Annotated in this window: 24 protein-coding genes and 3 pseudogenes; 8 read left to right on the top strand and 19 right to left on the bottom strand. The window is 70.6% G+C overall.

All coding sequences use genetic code 11. From position 1 onward, the window contains the following. Window positions 1-156: 156 nt before the first annotated feature. The 3 genes from rplT to infC all read right to left on the bottom strand — a co-directional run bounded on the left by rplT (window position 157) and on the right by infC (window position 1,652). Complete coding sequence (rplT, locus tag OG385_RS27915) at window positions 157-543, bottom strand: 50S ribosomal protein L20 (RefSeq protein WP_266858771.1); 387 nt, start codon at window positions 541-543, stop codon at window positions 157-159. Between the two features lie 105 nt (window positions 544-648). After that, window positions 649-843 carry a 50S ribosomal protein L35 gene (gene rpmI / locus OG385_RS27910; protein ID WP_164266672.1) on the bottom strand — a complete coding sequence of 65 codons (195 nt, stop codon included), beginning with the start codon at window positions 841-843 and terminating at the stop codon, window positions 649-651. A gap of 122 nt (window positions 844-965) precedes the next feature. Further along, on the bottom strand, window positions 966-1,652 hold the full coding sequence (infC, locus tag OG385_RS27905; protein ID WP_266858768.1) for a translation initiation factor IF-3: 687 nt from the start codon (window positions 1,650-1,652) through the stop codon (window positions 966-968). 362 nt (window positions 1,653-2,014) lie between these two features. Between infC and OG385_RS27900 the strand changes: the two genes are divergently transcribed. After that, on the top strand, window positions 2,015-2,380 hold the full coding sequence (locus OG385_RS27900) for a DUF1844 domain-containing protein (protein ID WP_266858767.1): 366 nt from the start codon (window positions 2,015-2,017) through the stop codon (window positions 2,378-2,380). Here OG385_RS27900 and OG385_RS27895 read toward each other — a convergent pair. Further along, window positions 2,371-3,195 (bottom strand): MIP family channel protein, encoded by an 825-nt coding sequence (locus OG385_RS27895; protein ID WP_266858766.1) that lies wholly within the window; start codon window positions 3,193-3,195, stop codon window positions 2,371-2,373. The genes OG385_RS27900 and OG385_RS27895 overlap by 10 nt on opposite strands. Before the next feature lie 88 nt (window positions 3,196-3,283). Further along, window positions 3,284-4,009, bottom strand: coding sequence for an SseB family protein (locus OG385_RS27890; protein WP_266858765.1), 726 nt, complete (start codon window positions 4,007-4,009; stop codon window positions 3,284-3,286). A 122-nt stretch (window positions 4,010-4,131) separates the two neighbouring features. Here OG385_RS27890 and OG385_RS27885 point away from each other — a divergent pair, with 122 nt between their 5' ends. After that, window positions 4,132-4,842, top strand: coding sequence for a serine hydrolase (locus OG385_RS27885; protein ID WP_266858764.1), 711 nt, complete (start codon window positions 4,132-4,134; stop codon window positions 4,840-4,842). On the opposite strand, the gene mycP is transcribed toward OG385_RS27885, so the two are convergent. After that, window positions 4,817-6,025, bottom strand: coding sequence for a type VII secretion-associated serine protease mycosin (gene mycP, locus OG385_RS27880; RefSeq protein ID WP_266858762.1), 1,209 nt, complete (start codon window positions 6,023-6,025; stop codon window positions 4,817-4,819). The two genes, OG385_RS27885 and mycP, sit on opposite strands and share 26 nt — an antisense overlap. 112 nt (window positions 6,026-6,137) lie before the next feature. After that, window positions 6,138-7,034: a hypothetical protein gene (locus OG385_RS27875; protein WP_266858760.1), complete on the bottom strand. Its 897-nt coding sequence runs from the start codon at window positions 7,032-7,034 to the stop codon at window positions 6,138-6,140. A 521-nt stretch (window positions 7,035-7,555) separates the two neighbouring features. Here OG385_RS27875 and OG385_RS27870 point away from each other — a divergent pair. Continuing rightward, the gene (locus tag OG385_RS27870) at window positions 7,556-8,758 is read left to right on the top strand and encodes an amino acid deaminase/aldolase (protein WP_266858758.1); all 1,203 of its coding nucleotides are present in this window, start codon (window positions 7,556-7,558) and stop codon (window positions 8,756-8,758) included. 80 nt (window positions 8,759-8,838) lie between these two features. On the opposite strand, the gene OG385_RS27865 is transcribed toward OG385_RS27870, so the two are convergent. The 4 genes from OG385_RS27865 to OG385_RS27850 all read right to left on the bottom strand — a co-directional run bounded on the left by OG385_RS27865 (window position 8,839) and on the right by OG385_RS27850 (window position 14,453). Next, complete coding sequence (locus tag OG385_RS27865) at window positions 8,839-9,813, bottom strand: DUF2510 domain-containing protein (protein WP_266858756.1); 975 nt, start codon at window positions 9,811-9,813, stop codon at window positions 8,839-8,841. 71 nt (window positions 9,814-9,884) lie between these two features. After that, window positions 9,885-10,460 (bottom strand): cupin domain-containing protein, encoded by a 576-nt coding sequence (locus OG385_RS27860; RefSeq protein ID WP_266858754.1) that lies wholly within the window; start codon window positions 10,458-10,460, stop codon window positions 9,885-9,887. A 287-nt stretch (window positions 10,461-10,747) separates the two neighbouring features. Further along, on the bottom strand, window positions 10,748-13,378 hold the full coding sequence (locus OG385_RS27855; RefSeq protein ID WP_266858753.1) for an ABC transporter permease/substrate binding protein: 2,631 nt from the start codon (window positions 13,376-13,378) through the stop codon (window positions 10,748-10,750). Then, window positions 13,371-14,453, bottom strand: a complete 1,083-nt coding sequence (locus OG385_RS27850) for a glycine betaine/L-proline ABC transporter ATP-binding protein (protein ID WP_266861213.1) — start codon at window positions 14,451-14,453, stop codon at window positions 13,371-13,373. The genes OG385_RS27855 and OG385_RS27850 overlap by 8 nt, the downstream gene beginning before the upstream one ends. Before the next feature lie 223 nt (window positions 14,454-14,676). Here OG385_RS27850 and OG385_RS27845 point away from each other — a divergent pair, with 223 nt between their 5' ends. Both OG385_RS27845 and OG385_RS27840 read left to right on the top strand, forming a co-directional pair. Then, window positions 14,677-15,582, top strand: a complete 906-nt coding sequence (locus tag OG385_RS27845; RefSeq protein WP_266861211.1) for a 5'-3' exonuclease — start codon at window positions 14,677-14,679, stop codon at window positions 15,580-15,582. Between the two features lie 47 nt (window positions 15,583-15,629). Next, on the top strand, window positions 15,630-16,472 hold the full coding sequence (locus tag OG385_RS27840; protein ID WP_266858751.1) for a siderophore-interacting protein: 843 nt from the start codon (window positions 15,630-15,632) through the stop codon (window positions 16,470-16,472). Between the two features lie 156 nt (window positions 16,473-16,628). On the opposite strand, the gene OG385_RS27835 is transcribed toward OG385_RS27840, so the two are convergent. The 3 genes from OG385_RS27835 to OG385_RS27825 form a co-directional block, all read right to left on the bottom strand. Continuing rightward, window positions 16,629-17,408: an ABC transporter permease gene (locus OG385_RS27835; RefSeq protein WP_266858750.1), complete on the bottom strand. Its 780-nt coding sequence runs from the start codon at window positions 17,406-17,408 to the stop codon at window positions 16,629-16,631. Further along, the gene (locus OG385_RS27830; RefSeq protein WP_266858749.1) at window positions 17,405-18,409 is read right to left on the bottom strand and encodes an ATP-binding cassette domain-containing protein; all 1,005 of its coding nucleotides are present in this window, start codon (window positions 18,407-18,409) and stop codon (window positions 17,405-17,407) included. Before OG385_RS27830 ends, OG385_RS27835 begins: the two co-directional genes overlap by 4 nt. A gap of 175 nt (window positions 18,410-18,584) precedes the next feature. Further along, a complete protein-coding gene (locus tag OG385_RS27825) occupies window positions 18,585-19,262 on the bottom strand; it encodes a PadR family transcriptional regulator (protein ID WP_266858747.1) in 678 nt (225 codons plus the stop codon). Between the two features lie 211 nt (window positions 19,263-19,473). Here OG385_RS27825 and OG385_RS27820 point away from each other — a divergent pair. Both OG385_RS27820 and OG385_RS27815 read left to right on the top strand, forming a co-directional pair. Next, a pseudogene (locus OG385_RS27820) lies at window positions 19,474-19,611 on the top strand (RNA polymerase subunit sigma); the annotation flags it as partial. Between the two features lies 1 nt (window position 19,612). Then, window positions 19,613-20,365, top strand: coding sequence for an anti-sigma factor (locus OG385_RS27815; protein ID WP_266858745.1), 753 nt, complete (start codon window positions 19,613-19,615; stop codon window positions 20,363-20,365). A 69-nt stretch (window positions 20,366-20,434) separates the two neighbouring features. On the opposite strand, the gene OG385_RS27810 is transcribed toward OG385_RS27815, so the two are convergent. The 5 genes and pseudogenes from OG385_RS27810 to OG385_RS27790 all read right to left on the bottom strand — a co-directional run. Further along, a complete protein-coding gene (locus OG385_RS27810; RefSeq protein WP_266858743.1) occupies window positions 20,435-21,241 on the bottom strand; it encodes a DUF1295 domain-containing protein in 807 nt (268 codons plus the stop codon). Further along, complete coding sequence (locus tag OG385_RS27805) at window positions 21,238-22,545, bottom strand: cyclopropane-fatty-acyl-phospholipid synthase family protein (RefSeq protein WP_266858741.1); 1,308 nt, start codon at window positions 22,543-22,545, stop codon at window positions 21,238-21,240. Before OG385_RS27805 ends, OG385_RS27810 begins: the two co-directional genes overlap by 4 nt. Continuing rightward, window positions 22,542-23,780 (bottom strand): annotated as a pseudogene (locus OG385_RS27800) (class I SAM-dependent methyltransferase). The gene OG385_RS27805 and the pseudogene OG385_RS27800 overlap by 4 nt, the downstream one beginning before the upstream one ends. A gap of 68 nt (window positions 23,781-23,848) precedes the next feature. Continuing rightward, complete coding sequence (locus tag OG385_RS27795) at window positions 23,849-24,571, bottom strand: DUF1365 domain-containing protein (protein ID WP_266858739.1); 723 nt, start codon at window positions 24,569-24,571, stop codon at window positions 23,849-23,851. A gap of 101 nt (window positions 24,572-24,672) precedes the next feature. Then, window positions 24,673-25,287 (bottom strand): annotated as a pseudogene (locus OG385_RS27790) (NAD(P)-binding protein); the annotation flags it as partial. Between the two features lie 277 nt (window positions 25,288-25,564). Here OG385_RS27790 and OG385_RS27785 point away from each other — a divergent pair. Then, window positions 25,565-26,203 carry a fasciclin domain-containing protein gene (locus OG385_RS27785; protein WP_266858737.1) on the top strand — a complete coding sequence of 213 codons (639 nt, stop codon included), beginning with the start codon at window positions 25,565-25,567 and terminating at the stop codon, window positions 26,201-26,203. Window positions 26,204-26,225: the final 22 nt, after the last annotated feature.

The raw sequence follows: 26,225 nt of genomic DNA, 5'->3' as shown, positions 1-26,225 counted from the left end.
ACGGAACTGCGGCAGGTCCGGGCGGCTGGGTACCGGTCCGGGTCGTTCTACAGGGGTGATGCGGGGGCACAACCGGTCTGTGGAACACAGCGGACCCGCAGGCGGCTTCCGCCTGCGGGTCCTGCCGGCCGGGCTCCGGCTGAAGTGCGTGCCTGATCAGGCAGCGGTCTTCGGCGCGTTGACGTCGCTCGGGAGCGCCTTCTGCGCGACCTCGACCAGCGCGGCGAACGCGTTGGTGTCGTTGACGGCCAGCTCGGCGAGGATCTTGCGGTCCACCTCGATGTTGGCGGCCTTCAGACCCTGGATGAGGCGGTTGTACGTCATGCCGTTCTCGCGGGCAGCGGCGTTGATGCGCTGGATCCACAGCTGACGGAAGTCGCCCTTGCGCTTCTTGCGGTCGTTGTAGTTGTAGACCAGGGAGTGGGTGACCTGCTCCTTGGCCTTGCGGTACAGGCGCGAACGCTGACCGCGGTAGCCCTTGGCCGCTTCGAGAATTGCCCGGCGCTTCTTGTGGGCGTTGACTGCCCGCTTGACGCGTGCCACTTGTTGACTCCTTGTAGCGGGGCCGTGGGTGAACTCACACGGCCCGGAAACGAATTGGTCCCGGTCCCGACTTCGTGCCCCCGGTGGTGACCGGGGGCCGCGAGGTCACTTGCCGAGAAGCTTCTTGATCTTCTTGGCGTCGGCCGGGGCCACCACGACGGTGCCGGTCAGCGAACGCGTCTTCTTGGACGACTTGTGCTCCAGCAGGTGGCGCTTGCCGGCGCGCTCACGGAGCACCTTGCCGGAGCCGGTGATCTTGAAGCGCTTGCTGGAGCCGCTGTGCGTCTTGTTCTTCGGCATCGCGCCGTACTCTCCTCGTCAGTGGCGCTCCCCCGGTGCGGGCACCGGAGACCGGGAGCGTCAGATCGTTGGTATGTGTTCCGGGCGGAACCCCGGGGCCGCCTGGCTGGTGGCCCGTCCGGTCACGCTTCGGAGGTGGTCTCGGCCGGTGCTTCGGCCTCTGCCTCGGCCGGAGCCTCGGCGACCTCGTCCGCGGACCCCTCGGTCGCGTAGCCCTGGCGCTCCGCCTTGCGGGCGGCCTGGGCCTCGCGCGCCTCGGCCATGGCCTCGGTCTTCTTCTTGTGCGGGCCAAGCACCATGATCATGTTTCGGCCGTCCTGCTTCGGGTTCGACTCGATGAACCCGAGGTCCTCGACGTCCGAAGCGAGACGCTGCAGCAGCCGGAAACCCAGTTCGGGGCGGGACTGCTCGCGACCGCGGAACATGATCGTGATCTTGACCTTGTCGCCCTGCTTGAGGAAGCGCACGACGTGACCCTTTTTGGTGTCGTAGTCGTGCGGGTCGATCTTCGGCCGGAGCTTCATCTCCTTGATGACCGTGTGCGCCTGGTTCTTGCGCGCCTCACGGGCCTTCATGGCCGACTCGTACTTGAACTTCCCGTAATCCATGAGCTTGCACACGGGCGGACGGGCGGTCGCCGCGACCTCGACCAGGTCGAGGTCGTACTCCTGTGCCAGTTCCAGGGCCTTCGCGAGCGGGACAATGCCCACCTGCTCGCCGCTGGGTCCGACAAGTCGCACCTCGGGAACGCGAATCCGGTCGTTGATGCGGGGCTCGGCGCTGATGGATCCTCCTCGGTAGCACCACACGGCTCTCTGGCAGACAGCCGCGTAACGTCTGTTTAGACAGACCAACCGCACCTGGAACATGAAAAACGCCCCGGACGGGACACAGGCGGGAGCTCCTCACATACCGGAGCACCGCCGCGTTTGCCGCGGGGCGCACATCGGGTGGCTTCCATCGTCCGTACGGAACGATGGGCGCCGCCTGACCGGTGACCCGCCGTCCCGGAGGACAGTCAGGTGGGAGATCGGAGCCTCCACTTGCGGGCCGGGCACACAGGTGTCCGGCCGGTCGTTACACAAGGTTAGCACCCCGGACCCGGTGCGGCGAACCGGTGCGCGGCGGCCTCCGCGCGGGGCCACCGGGACCACCGCATATCGTGTGCGTCATGAGCGACGCGACCCCCACCCCCGAAGAAGCCCCCGGCTTCGACTCCATGACCCGTGACATCGCGGACGTCCCCGCGGTCGAGGTGATCACGACGGTCGCGGTGCATCTGATGAGCTCGGCCGCCGTCAACCTGGGCCTGGCCGAGGACGGCGAGAAGCACAAGGACCTTGACGAGGCCCGGAAGCTGATCCAGGCGCTGGCCGGACTGATCACGGCGAGCGCCACGGAGATCAGCTCCTTCCACGCCGCCCCGCTGCGCGACGGCCTAAAGTCGCTCCAGCTGGCGTTCCGCGAGGCTTCCGCCGTGCCCGACGAGCCGGGCGACGGGCCCGGTGAGAAGTTCACCGGGCCGGTCTACGGCTGAGAGCGGGGCCCACGCCGGATCCACGAGGTTCCCCGGGGGCCGGTCCGTGAGGTACCGCCCCGGGAGCCGTCGGCGGGGGAGCCACCGGCGGGGCCGCCGTTCAGTTCCCCCTCCTCGTGGCCGGTGAACCCCACAGGGTGCGTGAACCGGTGCGCGTAGGCCGCGAGCGCCCCGCCGACCAGCGGCGCCACGATGAAGAGCCACAGCTGGGAGAGTGCGGCGCCACCGGCGAAGAGGGCCGGCCCGAGGCTCCGCGCCGGGTTCACCGAGGTACCGGTCAGCGGGATGCCGATCAGGTGGACCGCGGCGAGCGCCAGACCGATGGGCAGGCCGTCGAAGCCCACGACGGCCACCTTGTGGGTCACGGCCAGCACGACGAAGACGTAGACGAAGGTCAGCGCCAGTTCCGCCAGGAAGGCGCCGCCCAGGTTGATGTGGACGGCCGAGCGGCTGCCGTACCCGTTGCTGCCGAACAGGCCGTCGGTCTTGATTCCCGGCACCTGCTTGGTGAGCAGGAAGAGCAGCGCGGCGCCGACGATGGCGCCGAGGAACTGCGCGATCCAGTACTCCACCGCCCTGCGCAGATCGATGCGCTCGGCCAGCAGCATGCCCAGCGTCACGGCCGGGTTGATGTGGCAGCCCGAGATCGCGCCCAGCGAGTAGGCCAGCGCCAGCATGGTGAAGCCGAACGTGAGCGCGATGCCGAAGGCACCGATGTACTCGCTGGCGAGCACCACGGATCCCACCGCGATGAACACCAGCAGCAGAGTTCCCAGGAACTCCGCGGCAATCCTCCGTGTCTCCGCCGTCTCCATAGCTCACACCCTCACGAAGATTGTCGGATTTCTCCGCAATTATTCGTCGGAAGAGCCGGAACTGCCTCTCGGGGCGCCGGGCCGCGGGTCAGCGCGCGAAGAGCGGCGTGTTCGGAGCCGGTGCCCCGGCGGGCAGCAGGGCCAGATCGAGGCCCCGTACCAGCCGGGCCCTGAGCACCTCGTGGGCGGCCAGATCCGTGGCGACGGCGGTGGCGGCCGACTGGTCGGCACCGGGTGCGAGGACCAGCGCCAGGGTGCCGTCGGCCCGGCCGGGGCCGAGGTGGGCGCGGACCACCGCCGGGTGCGCGGCCACGACGTCGCGCACCGCCTCCACCACAGCCGGGTCGTCCAGCGGGTCTGCGCTGGTGCGCCCCTCGGCGAGGGCGAGCAGCGCACCGCCCTTGAGCTCGTACGGAACGGGGCCCGCCAGATCGAGTACGAGGGTGTCGGCGCGCTCATGGGCGGCGGCCTGGAGCGCCTGGTGCAGCGGTACGGCGACCGGGCGGGCCTGCGGGTCCCAGCGGGCCAGCGACGCGGTCGACGTGAAGGCCGGGAGCGCCCTGCGGTCACCGGCCTGGAGCGTCGGGACCGCCATGTCGCTGGACTTCTCGCGGCGCAGCCCGTCCTCGCCCGTCTCGGCCTCCCCCAGCATCGCGACGACCGGCACCAGCAGCCGGGCGTCCTTGAGGGCTTCGAGCACCTTCGGCTCGGCCGCCCTGTCCTGCGACCAGTCGGCGAGAGCCGCGGTCAGCCGGGGGTCGGCGGTGCCGTCGTCGTCGGAGAATCCGGAGTCCGGAATGTTCTTGAGCGCCACGCCCCGACCCTATCCGCCGCGGCGCCGCGGCCGGCTGCCGGGCCGGGCCCGCACAGCCGTATCGTCGGCGTCGCCCGTCGCCGCCGCGGCGGGCGCAGGCGGGCAGCGCCGGGAGGGCCGAAGTGGATCCGGACGCGGTACTGGCCCGTGCGCTGCGTTCCGTCGCCGGGGGCGCCTCGCTGTCGGTCGCGGTGCTCGACACGGCGACCGGCGCCACCGCCGCGTACGGGAACGGCAGTTACCACACGGCCAGCATCGTGAAGGTGGGCATCCTGGCGACGCTGCTGCTGCGGGCGCAGGACGCCGGTCGCGGTCCCGGCGCCCCGGAGCTGGCTCTCGCCGCGCCGATGATCGAGCACAGCGACAACGCGTCGGCCACCGCACTGTGGAAGACGATCGGCGGTGCGCGGGGGTTCGACTCGGGTGTCCGGCGGCTCGGGCTCACCCGCACCCGGGGCGGCGCCAACGGCGAGTGGGGTCTGACCCGGACCACCGCCGGGGATCAACTGGCCCTGTTGCGGGCGGTGTTCGGCACTGATTCCGAGCTGGCACCGGCCTCGCGCCGCGTCCTCACGGCGCTGATGGCGCAGGTGGTGCCCGGTCAGGCGTGGGGCGTCTCGGCGGCGGGGAGCAGCTGGGCGCTGAAGAACGGCTGGCTCCCGCGCGGCTCCGCCGCCCGCTGGACCGTCAACAGCATCGGGCTGGTGACCACGGGGGCCGGCGGCCGGCTGATCGCCGTGCTCTCCGAGGGGCACACGACCCTGCCGGCGGGGATCGCGGTCACCGGGGCGGCGGCGCGGGCCGCCGTCACAGCGACCGGCGGAACCGGCTGAATCCGGCGCCGCGCGGGGTCCTGGACGGTCCCCGGCGCCACAGCACCAGGGCGCCGGCCAGCAGCAGCACCCCCGCGCCGCCCGCGAGCGGGACGACCCAGACACCGGCGTCTCCGCCGCCCGGCTCCGCGTCGGGGCCCGGCCCGAAGTACTTCTTCCCGTAACCGGCGGCCTCCGTACGGATCTGCGCCGGGGCGAGCTTCGCCGCCGCCGCGAGCGCGGCCGCGGGGTCGACCATGCCGTAACCGCGGGAGTCGTCGCGGCCGCCCTGCGGGGCGTCCCGGGCGGTGTCCATGAGCAGCTTCTTGATCTGTGCCGGAGTGAGGTCCGGGTACGCGGCCCGCACCAGCGCGACCGCGCCCGAGACGAACGCGGACGCCGCGCTGGTGCCCCAGCCCTCGTAGTACTTGCGGTCGGGGTCGGCGATCACGACGTCGACGCCGGGGGCGCTGACCGTGGCGTACCAGCGGCGGGTGGAGAAGGAGGCATGGGTGCCGTACCGGTCGACGGCGGTCACCGCGATCACGCCCGGGTAGGCGGCCGGGTAGGAGATGTGGTCCCCGTCCTCGCCGCCGTTGCCCGCCGACGCGACGACGACCGAGCCCTTGGAGAGGGCGTACTGGACGGCGGAGTCCTGGCCGGGCTCCGGGCGGGCGGACGCGCTGTCGTCACCGAGGGAGAGGTTGATGACATCGGCGTGGTGGTCGGCCGCCCAGCGGATACCGGTGGCCAGGGCGCCGCCTCGCGAGGCACGGGCCTTCTTGATCGCCGGGTCGCTGCCTTCGAGGATCACCCGGACCGGCAGGATGTGCGCCTCGGGTGCGATGCCCAGGACGCCGTCCACATGGCCGGGGCCGTGGCCGTGTCCGGCGATGATGCCCGCCATCGCGGTGCCGTGCCGGGCCCAGGACCGGTCGCCGCGCTTCGCTCCGAAGCCGATCAGGTCCTTGTCGGGCAGCACCTGCCCCGTGAGATCGGGGTTGGCGCTGTCGACTCCGGTGTCGAGCACGGCGACCGTGACGCCCCGGCCCTTGGTCGTACGCCAGGCCTGCTGGGTGTGCATGGCGGCCAGTTCCCACTGCTGGGCGCGGATGGAGTCGGCGCTCGCGGGCGCGGCGGGCAGCACGGTGAGGGCCGCGGCGGCCAGCACGGCCGTGAGTACGGTCGGTCCTCGGCGTCTCATCGGTGCTCCTCCGTGCGGTTCGGGGCTTCGCTGTGCGGTCAGGGATTCCCGCCCGGTTGCGGGTCAGGGCTGCCCGTCCGTTGCGGTTCAGGGCTTCCTGGTCGGTTGCGGTTCAGGGCTTCTCCGCCGCGGCGACGTTCTTGCGCAGCGCCCGCTCGACCCGCTCCTCGACGCCCTTGGCCTCGTGGCCGAGTCCCGCCTGGGCCGCGGCCGTTGTCTGCGACTCCTCCATGGCCACGGCGGCGGGCTGCGGATCGGTGACCGTCCGCCCGTCGGCGAACCCCGAGACCGCGTACATGACCACCGGCGCGTCCGTCAGGATGCTCACCGTCCAGCTCGCCCGCTGCCGGTCGCCGAAGGAGGCGGCGTCGGTGGACTTCACCGGGTAGGTGCCGGGCATCAGATCGGTGCGCCGGTCGAGCCCCTCGGCCGCGAACCTCTTGTGCAGGGCGGACATCGCCGCCGGGTCCGCCTCCGTGAAGACCATCCCGACCGTGGTCACGCTGCTGCTGGTGGCGTCGGTGTACGTCGCGCGCACCATCCTGGTGCAGCCCACCGGCTGGAGCGCCCGCAGCAGCATGGGGTCGAGCCGGCCCGTGCACGTGCTGTCCGGCGCGACACCCACCCTGGTCCAGGTGCGGTCGGCACCGCCGGGGCCCGCGCCGATGCCCTTGAGCGTCGGGGGGAAGAGGGTGTCGACAGGGGTGCTGTGCCACAGGCCGCGCGATGCGGTGAACCCGTCGCTGGGGCCGGCCGCCGCGCTGTCACCGCTCAGCATGCTCCCGGCGGCCGCGCCGCCGAGCAGTCCGAGCCCGAGGACCACACAGGCCGCGGCCGCCGCGGCCCTGGCGGGGTGCCGGGCCGGAACGGGCCGCAGCCGGGTGGTCGTCTCCACCGGCGTCTCGTCGGCGACCGGATGCGGCTGTGTACGGATCGCCGGGCCGCCCGCGCCCGGCCGCGGGGTGAGATCGACGGCGCCGACCGGACGGCGGCGGGTGGCCGGGGGCACCGGAGGCCGGGGCGGGTAGGCCGGCGGCGCGGTGGTGGGCCGGGGCGGGACGCCGGACCGCGGGGCGGACGTTCCGGCCCGTGAACCGGCTGACGTGCCGGGCGGTTCGGGAGACTCAGGAGATGCTGCGGACGATGCCGCGGATTCCTGGGATGCGGACGATGCAGCGGATACTGCCGATGCTGCGGGTGCAGGTACTGCGGATGTTGCGGGTGCGGGCGATTCGACGACCGGGCGCAGCCGGGTGGTCGTCTCGGTGGGGGTCTCTGCCGGGGGCTCCCCCGTGCCGGTCCGCGCGGGCGGCGGTTCCTTCGGGCGGGGCGGGAAGGACGGGAAGGGGGCACGTCGCGCCTCGGTACTCATCCGCCCCCCTGTGCGTCCGCCCGAATTCGCCTTCCTGGCGGGTCCGTCGGTCACTCTACGGGCTGGCACGGGACCTGCGGGAACCGGACGGTACGCACGGGGCATCTGCCCAGAACATCCCCCTACCCTCCGGTATTCATGTCTGGCAGGCTTCGGCCATGACGCCCCGTGCTGCTGACCGGACCCGGTACGACCGGGCCACCGCCGCTCTCGATGCCCCGCTGGCGATCGTCGATCTCGAAGCCTTCGACGCCAACGCCGACGACCTGGTCCGCCGCGCGGCGGGCAAACCGATCCGGGTGGCCAGCAAGTCCGTACGCTGCCGGGCGCTCCTGGAACGGGTGCTGGAGCGGGACGGGTTCGAGGGACTGATGTCCTTCACCCTGGCGGAGTCGCTGTGGCTGGCGCGTTCGGGCTTCGACGACGTGCTCCTCGCGTACCCGTCGGCCGACCGCGGTGGCTACGCCGAGCTGGCCGGCGACCCCAAGCTCGCCGCCGCCGTGACCGTCATGGTGGACGATCCGGCCCAGCTGGAGCTGATCGACCGCGCACGGGCCGGCGGCCGCGAGGAGATCAGGGTCTGCCTGGAGCTGGACACCTCGCTCCGGATGCTCGCCGGCCGGGTACGGATCGGGGCGCTCAGGTCGCCGCTGCGCGAGCCCGCCCAACTCGCCGAGCTGGCAAGGTCGGTGGCGCGCCGTCCGGGGTTCCGGCTGGTGGGCCTCATGGCGTACGAGGGCCATATCGCCGGGGTCGGCGACTCGGTGGCCGGACGGCCGCTGCGCTCCCGCGCGGTGCGGCTGATGCAGTCGGCGGCCCGCAGGGAGCTGGCGGCCCGGCGGGCCGCCGTGGTGCGGGCGGTGCGGGCGGTGGCGCCCGACCTGGAGTTCGTGAACGGCGGTGGGACGGGCAGCGTCCAGCACACGGCGGCCGAGGCCGCGGTGACCGAGATCGCGGCGGGTTCCGGCCTCTATGTGCCGCGGCTCTTCGACAACTACACCTCTTTCACCGGGCGTCCGGCGGCCCTCTTCGCCATGCCGGTGGTGCGCAGGCCGGGCGTGGGCGTGGTGACCGTGCTCGGCGGCGGCTACCCCGCGTCGGGCGCGGCGGGGGCGGACCGGCTGCCCGTCCCGTACCTTCCGGAGGGCCTTCGCTACGACCCGCAGGAGGGGCCGGGCGAGGTCCAGACACCCCTGCTGGGCTCACCCGCCGACGATCTGCTCATCGGTGACAAGGTGTGGTTCCGGCACGCGAAGTCGGGCGAGCTGTGCGAGCGGTTCGACGCGCTGCAGCTGATCGAGGGGGACCGGGTGACCGGGACCGCGCCGACGTACCGCGGTGAGGGGCACACCTTCCTGTAGCTCCCCGACCCGGCGCCCCGTTGCCCTCTTCTCTCCGTGATTCCCTGACTCCCTGGTTCCCGCTCCGGCCTGAGGGGGCGTCAGTGACCGATCCTGCTGCCCACCCCGCCGCTGGTGGCATCGCCGATGGGCCGGATCCCGCTGGTGATGGTGTCCATGCCGCCCAGCGGCGGTCCGTCCGGCCCGGCGTCGAAGGCGAAGCGCACCACCACCATCGACTCGGAGCCGAGCGACGACGGGAAGGCGACGGTCTGCACGTAACCGCCGGGCCCCGCACCGGTCCTGACCCGCCAGCGCACCAGATAGCCGGTGCGGCCCGCGACCACCACGGACTGGGACTTGAGCCGGGTGTGCGAGGTGATGCCGTCGTAGTTGAGATCTCCGACGAGATCCCTGTCGTACGAGCTGTCGGCGGCGTCCTTGATGTCCGCCTTGGCCACGGCCTCCGCCGAGGGGAGTTCGGTCTCGTCGGCGGTGCGTGAGGTCACCGTGCCGTGGTAGCAGAACGAGGCCGAGTCGCCGGGGCACTCGTAGGAGTGGCTGGTCCGCATGGTCGTCACGTCATCGACCGTGCTCGTCGGCTTCTCCCAGCCGGCCGGGACCGGCAGGGTGATGCCGTTCAGCTCGTCGACGAGCAGCGAGGGGTCGTCGGTCGGCGGCGCGGCGGTGTTCGGGCCGTGTGTCCCGGCGGCCGTGGCCTGGTGCGAGGCGGGCACGCCGGTGGCGGACGGGGAGTGCGCCGTTCTGCCGTGACCGCCGCTGTTGACCACGGTGACCACCACCGTCACGGCCAGGGCGACGGCGACCACCGCGCCGACGGCGATCGGCACCGCACGCGGCAGCCCGCCGGGCCCGCGCCCGGCCGCCGGCGCGGGCGGCGGCGGACCGAAGCCGTGCGGTACGGCTTGGTGCGATCCGGGCCGGTGCGGTCCCGGCTGCTGCGGTACGGCGTCGAGCGGGCGGGTGTGCGCGGTCCAGGCCGCGCCGTCCCACCACCGCTCGGTGGCGGGCAGGCCGGCGTCCGGGTACCAGCCGGGCGGGGTCGTGTGGGTCATCCGGTCACTCTAGAGTCAGGCCCCCGGCACCGGGGGCCCGGTCCGGACGACGGGTCCTGGCACCGCAGGCCCTAGCACCGCGGGGCGGCCGTCGCGTCGACGTGCTCGGCGACAGCGACGACGACGATCCGGGTCTCGGGCGCCGTGGCACGCCAGCGGTGCCGTACTCCCCCGGAGAGGAACAGGCTGTCGCCGCGCTCCAGTCGGTACGCCCGGCCCTCCGCCTCCACCTCGGCCGCGCCCTCGGCCACGTACAGCACCTCGTCGTTGCGGTGCTGGAACTCGCGCCCGGTCTCCTGCTCGCCCGTGAACTCCATGGCGTGCAGCTGGTGGTGTCCGCGCACCAGGTCCCGGATCTGCGGCTCGGGGTCCGGCACGGCCCCGGTGGCGGCCGTCGCACGGACGACGTCGACCGTGCGTCCCGCGTCGGACGCGGCCAGCAGTTCCACGGCCGTGGTCTCCAGCGCGTCGGCGACCCGCTGGAGCGAGCGCTCGCTCGGCCGCGCCCGCTGGTTCTCGATCTGGCTGAGGAAGGGCACCGAGAGTCCGCTGCGCGCGGAGACCTTGGCGAGGGTGAGTCCCAGTGTGCGGCGGCGCCTGCGGACGGCGGCACCCACCCGGAACGCCTCCTTCTCCTTAGCGTCCATCTCTGGTTCCCCTCCCCTTGCCCTGTCGCCCGTCGTGTCTGCAAGCACCTTACGCAGCTTCGGGCCACCGGAGGGTCCTCCTGCCACACCCGCGTCGTACAACCGCTCCGCCGCACAACCGCGCGCCCGCATCCGGCACCGCGCGGACCCGCCTCCCCAAGTGCGGATCTGCGGTACGAAGTTGACGGCACGGAGCCCGGAACGCCGCGAGGGGCGGACAACGCCGGTGGCGTTGCCCGCCCCTCGCGGGAGAGCCTTCCGCGGAAGATCCCGCGGGAGAAACCGGATCAGCTGCCGACAGGCGCCAGCTTGTCCTCCAGGCCCGGGTTCGCGTCGAGCCACTTGCGAGCGGACTCCTTCTCCTTGCCCGCACCGCCGTCCTGGATCGCGACCTCCAGGGAGTTGAGCTTGTCCTCGCTGAGCTTGAAGTTCTTCAGCCAGCCGTTCAGCTCGGGCAGGTCCTTGCCGAAGTCCTTGCGGGCCACGGTGTGGATCGAGTCGCTCTTGCCCCAGGCACCCTTCGGGTCCTTGAGCTTCGTCAGGTCGTACTTGCCGTACGCCCAGTGCGGCGACCACAGCACCACCACGACCGGCTCCTTCTTCTTGATGGAGCGGGCCAGCTGCGCCAGCATCGACGACGTACTCGACGACACCACCTTGTACTCACCCTGCAACCCGTAGGCCTTCAGGACCTTCTTGTTCAGCAGACCCATCTCACCGGCACTCGACTCAATACCGATGATCTTGCCGTTGAACTCCTTGCCCTTGCCCTTCAGATCCGCCAGGGACTTCACACCCTTGACATACGAAGGCACGGACAGCTCAAGTGACGTCGGGCCGTACCAGGAGCCGACATCGGTGAGTTTGCTCTTGTATCTGTCCCAGTACTGCTTGTGGGTCGTCGGCAGCCAGGAGTCGAACTGCACATCTTCCTGGCCCTGGGCCAGCGCGGTGTACAGCGGCCCGGGGTCGAGCTGCTTGACGTTGGGCTTGTAGCCGCGGTCCTCCAGGATGTTGTCCCAGAGGTATGTGGAGGCGATGGCCTCGTCCCACGGGAAGAAGCCCAGGTTGACGCTCTTGCCGGCGTCCTTGCCCTTCTGCGGGGCGCCCGCACCCTTCGCGACGGGCGCGAGCTTGGCGGCCATGCCCGGGTTCTTCTTCAGCCAGGCGCGCACACCGTCCTGCTCGTGGCCCTCACCGGCGGCCTGGACCGAGTTCTCCAGGCTGGTCAGCTGGTCCTCGGTGAGCTTGAAGTCCTTGAGCCACTTCGCGACCGTCGGGTCCTTCTTGTCGAAGCCCTTGTGCGCGACGGTGTGGATCGAGTCGCTCTTGCCCCAGGCACCCTTCGGGTCCTTGAGCTTCGTCAGGTCGTACTTGCCGTACGCCCAGTGCGGCGACCACAGCACCACCACGACCGGCTCCTTCTTCTTGATGGAGCGGGCCAGCTGCGCCAGCATCGACGACGTACTCGACGACACCACCTTGTACTCACCCTGCAACCCGTAGGCCTTCAGGACCTTCTTGTTCAGCAGACCCATCTCACCGGCACTCGACTCAATACCGATGATCTTGCCGTTGAACTCCTTGCCCTTGCCCTTCAGATCCGCCAGGGACTTCACACCCTTGACATACGAAGGCACCGTCAGTTCGAGCGACGTCGGGCCGTACCACGTGCCCATGTCATCGAGCTGGGACTTGTACTTGTTCCAGTAGTCCTTGTGGGTCGTCGGCAGCCAGGAGTCGGTCTGGAAGTCGATGTCGCCGCGGGCCACACCGGAGTAGAGCGGGCCGGCGTCGAGCTGCTTGACGTCGGTCGTGTAGCCGCGCTCCTCCAGCAGCTCCTTCCACAGGTACGTGGAGGCGATGCCCTCGTCCCAGGGGATGTACCCCATCTTGATCTGCTTGCCGTGGCCGACGTCCGAGCCCGCCTGCGACGAGCCGTTGCTGTCGGAGGCCGAGCCGAGGTTCATGCCGCCCGCGACGAGCCCCAGGATCACGACGCCGATCATGGCGACGGTGGTGCCGGGGCGGTAGTGCGCGAAGCTCCACTTCTGGGCCACGGAGGCCGCCTTCGCGGCGGCCCGCCGGCCGAGCGGGGAGACGCGCTGGTTGAGGGCGCCGGTCATCCGGTCCAGATAGATGGCGAGGATGACCACGGCCACACCGCTCTCGGCGGCGAGACCGACCTGGAGCTGGGTGATGGCCGCGTAGACCTTCTCACCGAGACCGCCCGCACCGGCCATACCGCCGATGACGACCATGGAGAGCGCGAGCATGATGACCTGGTTGACACCGGCCATGATGGTCGGCAGCGCGAGGGGCAGCTGGACCCGGCGCAGGATGTTGCGCGGGGTGGTGCCGAACGCCTCGGCGGCCTCGACCAGTTCGCCGTCGACCTGCCGGATGCCGAGCTCGGTCATCCGGACGCCCGGGGGCATCGCGAAGACGATCGTGGCGATCACGCCGGGGGTCACCCCGACGCCGAAGAACATGACGCCCGGGATCAGGTAGACGAAGGCGGGCATCGTCTGCATGACGTCGAGCACCGGGCGCACCACGGCGCCGACCTTCGCGTTGCGCGCCGCCCAGATACCCAGCGGCACCGCGATCACGATCGTGATGGCCGCCGCGACGATCACCAGCGACAGCGTTTCCATCCCGTCGTCCCAGAGGGAGAGGGAGTCGATCAGGGCGAAGCCGACAAAGGTCAGCACCGCCGGTATCAGTCCGCGCAGCCAGAAGGCGAGGACGGCGAAGATGCCCGCCATCAGCAGCGGCTCACCGCCGCCCAGTACCGCGTCGACGCCGTTGTACATGTGCGTGAGCACGCTGTTGATGGCGTCGAAGAGCCAGCCGACGTTGTCCGTCAGCCATTTGACGATGTTTTCGACCCAGTCGCCGAAATGGAACCTAGGCACTGGCGACCGCCTTGTTCTTGGGGGCTGCGTCGCAGGCCAGCGGGGCCTCGGCGTACTCGCCGAGGAATCCTATGAGACGGGACTGCTGCACGACTCCGACGATCTTGCCCTGGGCGTTCTTCACGGACACGTCGTGCGGGACACGCGCGCTCACGCCGCACAGGTCGGCGAAGGTGGTGTCGGGCGTGACGGTCTCGCAGCCGCAGGTGCCCGCGTCGGGGCGGTGGTCGTCGGTCATCATCGCCGCGGCGGTGAGGACCCGCGTGCGGTCCACGTCCTTGGTGAAGGAGGCGACGTAGTCGTTGGCCGGCGTGATGAGGATGTCCTCGGCGGAGCCGAGCTGGACTATCTCACCGTCGCGCATGACCGCGATACTGTCGCCGAGGCGCATGGCCTCATTGAGGTCGTGGGTGATGAAGACGATCGTCTTCTTCAGCCGCTTCTGCAGTTCGAGCAGCTGGTCCTGCATGTCGCGGCGGATCAGCGGGTCGAGCGCGCTGAAGGACTCGTCCATCAGCAGCAGGTCGGCGTCGGTGGCGAGCGCGCGGGCCAGGCCCACACGCTGCTGCATACCGCCGGACAGCTCGTCGGGCCAGGAGTTCTCCCAGCCCGCGAGACCCGTCATCTCCAGGGCCTCGGCCGCCCGCTTGTCGCGCTCCGCGCGGGGCACGCCCTGGACCTCCAGGCCGTAGCCGGCGTTCTCCAGGACGCTGCGGTGGGGGAAGAGCGCGAAGTGCTGGAAGACCATGCTGATCTTCTTCGAGCGGACCTCGCGCAGCTCGCTGTCGCTGAGCGCGGTCAGGTCCTGGCCGTCGAAGAGCACACGGCCCGACGTCGGCTCCAGGAGTCCGTTGAGCATGCGCAGCAGCGTGGACTTGCCGGATCCCGAGAGACCCATGACCACGAAGATGTGGCCCGGCTCGACGGTGAAGGATGCGTCGATGACCGCAGCAGTCGTCCCTTCACCGCGCAGCTCATCGCGGCCGGTGCCGTTCTCGAGTTTCCGCACGGCTTCATCGGGTCGTCTGCCGAACACTTTGTACAAGCGGTCGGCTTGCAGCCTGGACACATACACCTCACGCGTTGAAACGAATACGACCTGCCACCCCCGTGTCGACGGGTCGTGGAGCGGCGCGGTATCGGTCCGCTTCACCCTCGCAATACTTGAATCTGCTACTGGTTCCGCTCCGTGGCGGCGCCTGCCCACCTTTATGCGGCCCAAACAGAAGAGTGACCCAGCTCACTTCGGGTGAGCTGTCAGTGGCGTGCGGCATGATCGGGGTGTGACGCGACGCCTGATGCTCCTCGACACCGCTTCCCTCTACTACCGGGCCTATTTCGGGGTCCCCGACACCGTACGGGCCCCGGACGGCACCCCGGTCAATGCCGTGCGCGGGCTGCTCGACTTCATCGCCCGGCTGGTGCAGGACCACCGCCCGGACTCCCTGGTCGCCTGCATGGACGCGGACTGGCGCCCCCAGTGGCGGGTCGACCTGATCCCCTCGTACAAGGCGCACCGGGTGGCGCAGGAGACCGACCAGGGCCCCGACGAGGAGGACACCCCGGACACCCTTGCCCCGCAGGTGCCGATGATCGAGCAGGTGCTCGATGCCCTGGGGATCGCCCGGGTCGGCGTCGAGGGGTACGAGGCGGACGACGTGATCGGCACGCTCGCCGGCCGGGCCACCGGACCCGTCGACATCGTCACCGGGGACCGCGACCTCTACCAGCTGGTGGACGACGCCCGCGGCATCAGGGTCCTCTATCCGCTGAAGGGCGTCGGAAACCTCCAGCTCACCGACGAGGCGCTGCTGCGCGAGAAGTACGGGGTGACCGGCCAGGGGTATGTGGACCTGGCGCTGCTGCGGGGCGACCCGAGCGACGGGCTGCCCGGCGTTCCGGGGATCGGCGAGAAGACCGCGGCGAAGCTGCTCGACGCGTTCGGGGATCTGGCCGGAATCATGGCCGCGGTCGACGACCCGGTGTCCCGGCTCACCCCCTCGCAGCGCAGGAAGCTGGACGAGGCGCGCCCCTATGTCGCGGTGGCGCCGAAGGTGGTGCGGGTGGCTTCGGACGTACCGCTGCCGCCGTTCGACCCGGCCCTGCCCGCCGAGCCGCGCGACCCCGCCACCCTGGAACAGCAGGGCGCCCTGTGGGGCCTGGGCGGATCGCTTCAGCGCCTGCTCTCCACTCTCCAGGGCTGAGGTGTTAACTTAGGCGAGCCTAACCACAACGATCAGGGGAGCCGTCCGTGGCGGAAGCACCGGCCCGTAAGACACCGCAGGCCCACGAGGCGCAGGTGGTCCGTACCGAGCGGATCACCCCGCACATGGTCCGTCTGGTCCTCGCCGGCGAGGGGCTGGACGCGTTCGACGCGGCGGAGTTCACCGACCACTACATCAAGGTGCTCTTCGCGCCCGAGGGCGTGAGCTACCCGGAACCGTTCGACATGGCCCGGATCCGCGAGGAGTTCCCGCGCGAGCAGTGGCCGGTGACCCGGACGTACACGGTGCGGTCCTGGGATCCGGCGCTGGGCGAGCTGGTGGTCGACTTCGTCGTGCACGGCACCGAAGGTCTTGCCGGTCCGTGGGCGGCCGCCGCCCGGCCCGGCGACACGATGCGCTTCCTCGGCCCCGGCGGCGGCTACGCCCCGGACCCGGCCGCCGGCTGGCACCTGCTGGCCGGTGACGAGAGCGCGCTGCCCGCGATCGCTGCCGCGGTCGAGCGGATGCCGGAGGGCGCCGTGGTGCACGCGTTCGTGGAGGTTTCGGGCCCCGCCGAGGAGCAGAAGATCGCGGCGCCGGACGGCGTCGGGGTGCACTGGCTGCACCGCGGTGACCGCCCGGCGGGCGAGGCCCTGATCGACGCGGTGAAGGCACTGGACTTCCCGTCGGGTGAGGTCAGCGCCTTCGTGCACGGCGAAGCGGGCTGTGTGAAGGAGCTGCGGCGCCATCTGCGGCTGGACCGGGGGATCCCCCGCGAACAGCTGTCCATCTCGGGCTACTGGCGGCTGGGCCAGAACGACGAGACCTGGCGCGCGGCGAAGCGCGAGTGGAACGCCCAGGTGGAGGCCGAGCAGGAGCAGGCGGGCTGACCCGCCTCCCTACTCCCCGTCGCGGCAGGCCCCGGCAGCGAGCACTGCGCTCGGTGCGGGGGCCTGCCGCTGTACGGGGCAGGGGTGTTCAGACCGCACCTTTCGGGCTGCGGTGTTCAGGCCCCGGTGTTCAGGGCTGTGCCGCGGTGTTCAGGGCTATACAGAGCGCTGGTACGACCGGAACGTGCGGGTCGACAGCTGGACCGCGACGACCGCCAGGACGAGCAGCGCTCCCCCGCGGCTGAGCACCAGGAACCGGTCCGGGTCAGCGGCCATCGCCGAACGGCCCGCGACCATGGCCCAGTTGACCGGGTTGAAGTCGGCGATGTACCGCATCCAGGACGGCATCTGGGACGGCGCCATGAAGGCGGAGGAGAGGAAGGTCAGCGGCAGCAGCAGAAACGTGTTGATACCGATGATCGACTCCCGTTGGCGCACCAGCATGCCGAGCGCGTTGGAGAGCGCGCCGAAGACCGTGCCGAGCAGGATCGACGCCAACACCAGCACGGCGAGTCCACCCGCGCCGCCGGGATAGTCCGCACCGCCCAGCATCCCGAGCAGCACGATGATCACGGACTGGACGGCGGTGGAGATGCCGTTCTGCACGACGTTGGCGTTCATCAGCGCGGTACGGCTGACCGGCGTGGTGAGGAACCTGTTGAGCGTGCCGCGGTCGATCTCCTCCAGGGTCCCCATACCGGCCCACATGCTGGATCCCAGCGCGCTCATCACCACGATGCCGGGGATCAGGTAGTCCAGATAGCTGGAGGTGCCGAAGCCTCCGAGCTGTACGACCTTCTTGAAGAGGTTGCCGAAGAGGAACAGCCAGATCACCGGCTGGATCAGCGAGATCAGCAGGAAGACGGGCTGCCGCAGGATCGCGGTCAGCTGGCGCTGCGTCATATACCAGGTCTGGCGGAGGGCGACGGCGCTCATCGGGTACCTCCGGCGGTGGCGGGTTCGAGGGTGCGGTCGTCCTGCGCCTCGGAGAAGCGGCGGCCCGCGTAGCGCAGATAGACGTCGTCGAGGGAGGGCCGCGCGACGGTCGCCGACGCGACCACGGCCCCGGCCCGCTCCAGCGCGGCGAGCAGCACGGGCACGGCAGCGGCGCCGTCGTCGGCGCGGGCGCTGATCCTGCGCCCCTCGATCAGCACCTCGTGAATGCCGGGCAGCCCGCCGACGGCCGCGGCGAGCGACGTCCGCCCGGCCTCGGCGCGCAGCTCCATGTGCACGGCGTCGCCGCGCAGTTCACCCTTGAGCTGGTCGGGCGAGCCCTCCACCACGACCCGGCCGCGGTCGACGATCGCGATACGTTCGGCGAGCCGGTCGGCCTCCTCCAGATAGTGGGTGGTGAGCAGAATGGTCAGCCCCTCGTCACCCGCGAGCCGGGAGATCTCGTCCCACATCGCCGCGCGTGCCTCCGGGTCGAGCCCGGTCGTCGGTTCGTCGAGGAAGAGCACATCGGGCCGGTGGACCAGGCCGAGCGCCACATCCAGCCGGCGCTGCATTCCGCCGGAGTACCCCTTCACCGCGCGCTTCCCCGCACCGGCCAGGTCGAACCGGTCGAGCAGTTCGTCGGCACGCCGGTTGAGCGCGGCGCCCGTCAGTCCGTACAGCCTGCCCTGGAGCTGCAGGTTCTCGCGGCCGGTGGCCACCGGGTCCGCGCCCGACCTCTGGGCGACCACACCGATGGCGCGGCGTACCCGGTCGGGGTGGCGCAGCACATCGTGCCCGGCCACGGTCGCCTCTCCGCTGGTGGCGCGGGCGAGGGTGGTGAGGATCTTGACGGTCGTGGACTTTCCGGCGCCGTTGGGGCCGAGGAGGCCGAAGACCTTGCCGGTCTCGACCGTGATGTCCATACCGTTGAGGGCGGTGATTCCGCCGGGATAGGTCTTGATCAGTTTCCGCGCCAGGACTGCGGGCGCACGGGTGCTCATGACGGGGCTCTCCTGTGGTGAGCGGGGGTTCTCGGGCATACCGAGCCGATCCGCGTGAGGAGCGCCGGGCTATCGTTGGTGTGCCGCACCTCGATGGCCTGGCCTGCCGCACGGCAGTCCGGTCCGGGGTTCGAACCCTGGCGGGAGCTGCTCCAACAGCGCCCGCCAGGGCTTTCTAATCTCTGCCGCTGTCGTGTGCGCGGCTTGTGTCTGCTGGGTTCATCTCCTCCAACGCCCGCCATTCGGGCGGAATTTCACCGGTCTCGTGCAGAGACCGCCATCCGTCGAGACCACTGAGCGACCCGTCCGCGACCTCCGTGCGGAGCGTGCGGATCCAGTCGGCCTCGGCCTCGATCATGTGCAGTTTGTACTCGATCTCCACCAGGAAGATCCGGGGCAGCGTCTCGTACAGCTTGTGCAGCGCGCCCCGCAGTGAGGCGGCCTCCACATCGAGCGAGCCGAGCCGCTCCGCGAGGAGCGCCGTCGCCTCACCGGGCGGCAGCACCCCCAGGAACGACAGCGCGGTCCCGAACAACGGGAACTCGGCCGCCGGGACGGCCAGCAGATCGGACATCCAGTCGAGCATCTCCGTACGGCCGCTGTCGGTGAGGCCGTACAGAGTGCGCTCGGGACGGTTGCCCTGCCGCTGCACATCGGCGACCTCCACGAAGCCGTGCTTCTCCAGGTTCTGCACGACCGTGTAGAGCGAGCCGAAATTGATCTTGACGCTCTGCTCCTTGCCGCGCTGCCGGAGCGTCTGCGCGATCTCGTACGGATGCATGGGGCGTTCGTGCAGCGTCACCATGACCGCAAGGGCCAGGGGATTGCTCAGTTTGCGCCGCCTTCCGGCCACCGCACCCACCACCTCGCCGCTGTCCCGCCATTCGAATACTCGTCACCGAATATATCGCGAGTACCGAGAGTGGGCAACCACGATGTATCGCGAATCTCCGGGGAACTCGGAACGATTCGCACAACCGGCCAATCCGCTGCCCGGCCCGCTCCGAATGTCCATCGAGCACTCGTATGCCCCCTGCCCGCCCCTGCGGAGGAACCCCACGTGAAGGAAGCCGTACACACTCGCGTACTACCGGGGACTTGCCTGCCGGGAAGTGGCTGAGCTGCTCGTCGTACCGCTCGGCACCATCAAGACTCGACTGCGCGACGGACTCATCCGGATGCGCGACTGCCTGGGGGCAGCCCATGATGACAGCGGATCTGCACATACTCACCGGCGCTTACGCACTCCACGCCCTGGAACCCGACGAGCGAGCCGCATTCGAACAGCATCTCCAGGCATGTCCCGCCTGCACCCAGGAAGTCCGTGAGCTGGTGGCGACAGCGGGCAGGCTGGCGCTCGCCGTCACCGTGACCGCGCCGCCCGCGCTCAAGCAGGAGGTCCTGCGACGGATCTCCACCGAGCGCCAGGACACGGCGCTGATTGCCCGGCAGCACCGCGATGGCGGCACCGGGCGGGGTGGGCGGGCGCTCTCGCGCTTCGCACTGGCCGCCTGTCTCGCCTCGGCCGTCGGGTTCGGCGGGATCGCCGTGTGGCAGCACCGGGCGGCCGGCGACGCCAGGAACTCCGCTGCGCAGGCGCAGCAGCAGGCCCGTGCGCTGACCGCGGTGCTCGCCGCGCCGGACGCCAAGGTCACGACCGGGAAGCTGAAGGACGGGGCGAGCGGCACGGTCGTCGTCTCGCACACCAGGAACAGAGCGGCATTCCTCACGTCGGGACTGCCGAAGCCACCGAGCGGCAAGGTCTACCAGCTCTGGTTCAACGACAACGGGACGATGCGCTCCGCCGGTCTGCTGAATCCTTCGACCTCCTCGGAGAGCGTGCTCATGGATGGCTCGGTCAACTCCGCGGCCGGTATGGGCATCACAGTCGAACCGGCCGGCGGCTCGAAGGCGCCGACGACCACCCCGCTGGCACTGATGAAGTTCGCGGCCTGAAACCGGCTGGGGGAAGTGATCGTGAGGGGGCCCGGCCGGGCCCCCTCACGATTCGCTGTGACTCTCCCGTCAGCTCCGCTTCGGCGGCAGCGGGAAGAACCCACTGGTCCGCGCGGTGTAATCGGCGAAGCCCGGCCGGTCGGCCATATGCCGCTCAAGCAGCCGCTTTCCGCTTCCGCCGATCAGCAGGAAGCTCATCACGAGCGGACTCACCACGGTGGCTGCGGCCACCACCGGATCGTCACAGACAAGCAGGAAAAGCCCCCACCAGACGCAGAAGTCACCGAAGTAGTTCGGGTGCCTGGTCCAGGACCAGAGGCCGCGGTCCATGATCCGCCCGCTGTGCGCCGGATCGGCCTTGAAGCGGGCCAGCTGCCGGTCCCCCACTCCCTCGAAGAGCAGACCGACCAGCCATACCGCACAGCCCGCGTACCCGGCGGGCCCCATCGCACCAGACAGGTACTGCGCGGCCTGCACCGGCAGCGAGACGAGCACGACGAGGGCGGCCTGGAGCAGATAGACCATGCGCAGGGCGTACAGGTTCCGGTGGCCCGGGGCCTTGGCGAGCATCGCCTCGTAGCGCGCGTCCTCGCCGTGGCCGCGTCCGCGCCGCGCGATGTGGATGCCGAGCCGCAGCCCCCAGACCACGGTCAATGCCGTGACCACGAGCCGCCGCGTCCCGTCACCGCCCTCCCCCGCCGAGACCGCGTACGAGACCACCGCGACCGCGGCGAACGCCGGCCCCCAGACGATGTCGACGATCCGGTGCAGCCCCCTGGCCACCGCCACGGCGAAGGTGAGCAGCAGGACGGCGAACGCGGCGACGGCCGCCGCTCCCACCCCCTGGCCGAAGGCGCCCCACGGGTAACCGCTCACCGGCGGGCATCCTCGGCGTACCAGTCGCGCAGAGTGGCGGGCATCGCGCCGGCGCCGCTGTCGTCGGGCCGTACGCCGAGGATCTGGTCCACGCCCATCCGGCGCTCCTCGAACGCCAGCCGCCCGCCCACCAGATAGAGCCGCCAGACCCGTGCGGTCTCCTCACCGACCAGGGCGCGGAACTCCTCCCAGCGCTCCTCCAGCGTCCGCTCCCAGGCGGCGACGGTCCGGGTGTAGTGCTCGCGCATCGACTCCACGGCCCGTACCTCGAGGCCCGCGCCCTCAAGGAGCGAGACCGTCTCGCCCAGCGGACGCATGTGCATGTCGGGCGCGATGTACGCCTCGATGAAGGCGCCGCCGCCCGGGGCGACCGCGCCCCGGGACATCTGCTGGACCAGCACCCGGCCCGCCGGGCGGAGCATCCCGAACAGCGTGGCGGTGAAGCCGGGGTACTGCTCGTCGCCGACGTGCTCGCCCATCTCGATGGTGGACACCGCGTCGTAGTCGCCGCCGGTGATGTCGCGGTAGTCCGAGAGCCGGACCTCGACCAGATCGGTCAGCCCGCGCTCCACCACCTGGCGCCTGACGTACTCCGCCTGCTCGGCGGCCAGGGTGACGGCGGTGACCTTCACCTGGTGCTCCTGCGCCGCGTACAGGGTGAGCGATCCCCAGCCGCAGCCGATGTCGAGCAACCGGGCGCCGGGGGTCAGCGCGAGCTTGCGGCAGATCAGTTCCAGCTTGTCGCGCTGGGCGTCGGCCGCACCGTACTCCGGCTTGTCACTGGTCCAGTAGCCGCACGAGTACGCCATCGTCTCATCGAGCAGCAAGGCGTAGAAGTCGTTGGAGAGGTCGTAGTGGTGACTGATGGCGGCCCGGTCCCGGGCCTTGCTGTGCAGTGCGCCGCGCAGCCTGGCCTCGGCGGCCGGCGGCGCGGGGCGCGGGCCGACCGCGCCGAGCCGCACCGCGGTGCGCAGCGCGCGGGCCCGGTCGGCGACGGTGAGACGCGGTGGGCGCAGCCCGCGGGCCCGGACCGCGCTCCACACGGTGCGCAGGCCGTCGGCGAGGTCGCCTTCGATGTCCAGTTCACCGGTGATGTAGGCCTGGGCCAGGCCGAGTTCGTCGGGCTGCCAGACCAGGCGGCGCAGTGCGCGGCGGGAGCGCAGGACCACGACGGGAGCACCATCGGGGCCCGCGGTGGAACCGTCCCAGGCCCGCAGGCGCAGCGGAAGCCGGCCGCCGAGGAGCTGTTCGACCAGCGGGAACAGCTGCTGGGCGGCGCCGGTCCGGGTCTGAGGGCGCGTCATCGGGAGGTCTCCTCCTTGGAGAGCAGCAGTTGCTGCACGTCGAGATAGCCGGAGCGGAAACCCGCTTCGGAGTAGGCGAGGTAGAAGGTCCACAGCCGTCGGAAGGTCTGGTCGAAGCCCAGTGCCCCGACTTCGTCGGCCTGTTCCTCGAAGCGTTCGCGCCAGAGCCTCAGGGTCTCGGCGTAGTGCGGCCCGAACTCCTCGCGGCGCCGGACGCGCAGCGCCGTGTGCTCGGCGGTGATCTGCTCGATGGCCTCGGTCGACGGCAGCAGACCGCCGGGGAAGACGTACTTCTGGATCCAGGTGTGGGTGTCCTTGCTGGCCAGCATCCGCTCGTGCGGCATGGTGATCGCCTGGAGCGCGATCTTCCCGCCGGGCGCCAGCAGCCGGTCGAGGGTCGTGAAGTACTCGGGCCAGAACTCGGCGCCGACCGCCTCGATCATCTCGACGCTCACGATCGCGTCGTAACTGCCTTCGACCCGGCGGTAATCGAGGATCTCCACCGAGACACTGTCCTGGTGTCCCGCGGCGCGGATCCGCTCGACGGCCAGCTCGCGCTGTTCCCTGGAGAGCGTCACCGTGCGCACCCGGGCGCCACGCGCGGCGGCCCGGACGGCCAGCTCACCCCAGCCGGTGCCGATCTCCAGGAGTTCGGTGCCGGGGCCGACCCCGGCCTCGTCGAGCAGCCGGTCGATCTTGCGGTGCTGGGCTGCGGCCAGCACCGACCGGTCGGCGGGGAAGCCGCGGAAGAGGGCCGACGAGTACGACAGCGTCTCGTCGAGGAACAGCGCGAACAGGTCGTTGGAGAGGTCGTAGTGGTGGCTGATGTTCCCGCGCGAGCCCTCGGGTGTGTTGCGCCGGGCCACGGGCTACTTCCTGGCCCAGACGGTGCGCAGCTTCTGCAGTGGCGCGGGGATCAGGACCGCCGCCCGATCGGCGAGCACGGTCAGCACACCGACCAGGTCGGCAGCCGCCCACTCGCCCGCCATCCAGGACTCGCCGAAGCCGATCAGCCCGCCCGCGCCGATCCGCCGGAAGAACGCCTTGGGGTCGTGCACGTCGAGCAGCGGACCACCGCGCCCGAGTGTCTCGGCGCCGGCGAGGCGGACCCGCAGCGGAAGTCCGGCGAGCGCCCGGCGGACGATGTGCTCCGCGATGGCGGTACGCAGCCAGGACGCATCCGGCAGCCGGGCCACGTCCGGCCAGCGCTCGGCGTCGACCGCGGTGCGGGGCAGTGCTGCCGAGGGGGTGGCGGGCCCGGGAGATCCTGCGGATCCGGGAGACGCCGGGGAGACGGACACACTCACTTCACGCCCTCCTGGGGCAGATGACGGGGACGGGGCTGGACGGGCAGCCCGCGCAGATACAGCCAGATGCCATGTGCCCGGATTCCGAGGGAAAGGACCATGGTCGACCACGGGTGGCGCAGCGCCGACCGCAGCAGAACGGCCGGGGTGGCGGCCCGGCGTTCTCCCCGTACGGTCGCGGTGAACGGGCGCGCGTCGCCGCGCTCCAGATGCACCGCGAGATTCAGCCGCTCGCCCGGTTCGGGCAGCCGCATCCGGTAGTCGCCGTCCACGGGGAAGAACGGCGATACGTAGAACTCCTTCGGTACGGTGTCGCGGCCCGCCGGGTCGGGGCGCAGCAGATAGCAGTGCCGCTCGCCGTAGGTGTTGTGCACCTCGGCGACGACGCACAGCGGCCGGCCCTCCGCGTCACGGCACCAGTAGACGGTCAGCGGGTTGAAGACATGTCCGAACACCCGGGCGTGGGCGAGCATCAGCACACTGCCGCCGTCGAGGTCGACCCCGCGGGCGGCCAGGAAGGTGTCGAGCCCCTCGCGGATGGTCCGATCGCCCCCGCCGAAGTGGTCGCGGCCCTCGAACCGGGCGAGCGGTCGCAGCACGCTCGGCAGCCGGGGCGGCCTGTCAGGGTCGATCAACCACATATAGGTGCGGTGGTGCATGGTGTGCCGCTTCGGCGCGGTCCGCACATGCGTGATCGTGGACGGGTAGACGGCGTTCACCGGATCACCCCCAGTGCCTCTGCGGCGACGGCGCCCGAGCGACAGCCGTCCTCGTGGAACCCGGGCCGTGGTAGGCGCCCGCGTAGGCGGTGACACCCGGTCACCGAGAGGAGGCCGTGGTGTTCCAGGAAGCGGAAGAGCGGACCTGCGGGGTGGCCCGGGGCGGTCACCGGGTCGCAGGACCGGACCGCTGAGACCAGCGGGGTCCTGAAGTGCGAGGTGAAGTACGGGGAAAAGCCGCCGCGGCCGAGGAACTCGCCCAGGGTCAGTGCTTCGGTGTCTGCTCCGGCCTTCAGCAGTTTCCGGGCCAGGCGGTGGAAGCGCGGCACTTCCGCAAGCATCCGCAGATACCGCCCGCGGAAGGCGTCGCGGGGCTGGGCGAGGATTCCGGACAGGCCGCGCGCACCGGCGTATTGGAGGCCGCACTCCTCGCACCGCACCGACATGCTCATCTCCGACTCCTGCGTCTCAACGCCCAGTTCGGCGAAGAGCCGCAGCGACTGCGGATAGGTGCGCTTGTAGTGGACGACGAATCCGGAGTCGACCGTGTGCACCCGGCCGTCGGCCGACGGTATGTCGTGGGTGTGCGCGTGGCCGCCGATCCGGTCGTACGCCTCGTACAGCGAGACCTCATGCGCGCGCTGGAGAACATGCGCGGCGGTCAGCCCCGCGATCCCGCTTCCCACTACTGCCGTCCGGCGCCTCCGGTCTGCCATGCCGCTCCCTCCGGTACGTCATGTCGGGCACAACACCCCCTCATCAGGTATTCGCGGCCGGACCCCATTCGGATTGGTCCGTCACACGATCGGGCGACAGACCAATCCGCGACCGCACCGGCCGCGAATAGCCGACGTGAGTGCACTTCGGAGAGATGCGGCCGCACCGGGTCCCGGACACACCCGCCGCGCGACGCGTTACGTGGCGGCGGCTCACTCCGCATGTGCCCCATCCCTTGCAGCCGGTCTGAGCAGCCTTTTCCGCTAGGAGAACCCCATGCGCACCAACCGCTTCCCCCGCATCACCCTCGCCGTCGTCGGCGCGGTCGTCCTTCCGCTGGCGCTCTCCGCGTGCTCGTCCAACGACTCGAAGGGAGACTCGAAGGCGAGCTCGGACAAGGCGCCTTCGGCTGCGGCCACCAAGTCGAACGCCATGGACACCAGCAAGCCGTTCGGCCCCGGCTGTACCACGGTCCCGAAGAACGGCGCGGGCAGCTTCAACGGCATGGCCAAGGACCCGGTCGCCACCGCCGCCTCGAACAACCCGGCGCTGTCCACGCTGGTGACCGCGGTCAAGAAGGCCGGCCTGGTCGACACCCTGAACAGCGCCAAGAACATCACGGTGTTCGCCCCGACCAACGACGCCTTCAACAAGATCCCGAAGACTCAGCTGGACAAGGTCCTCAACGACAAGGCGATGCTGACCAAGATCCTCACGTACCACGTCGTCGGCCAGAAGCTCACGCCCAAGATGCTGGAGAACGGCAGCTACCCGACGCTGGAGAAGAGCAAGCTCACCACCTCGGGCTCCGGCGTCTCGTACAAGGTCGACGACACCTCCAACGTGGTCTGCGGCAACGTCCCGACGGCCAATGCGACGGTGTACATCGTCGATTCGGTGCTGATGCCGAAGTAGTCACGGTGGAGCAGGGAGACGT

The sequence above is a fragment of the Streptomyces sp. NBC_01306 genome (assembly GCF_026340465.1).
Lineage (GTDB): Bacteria > Actinomycetota > Actinomycetes > Streptomycetales > Streptomycetaceae > Streptomyces.
This window is presented reverse-complemented; position numbering and strand designations above follow the sequence as displayed.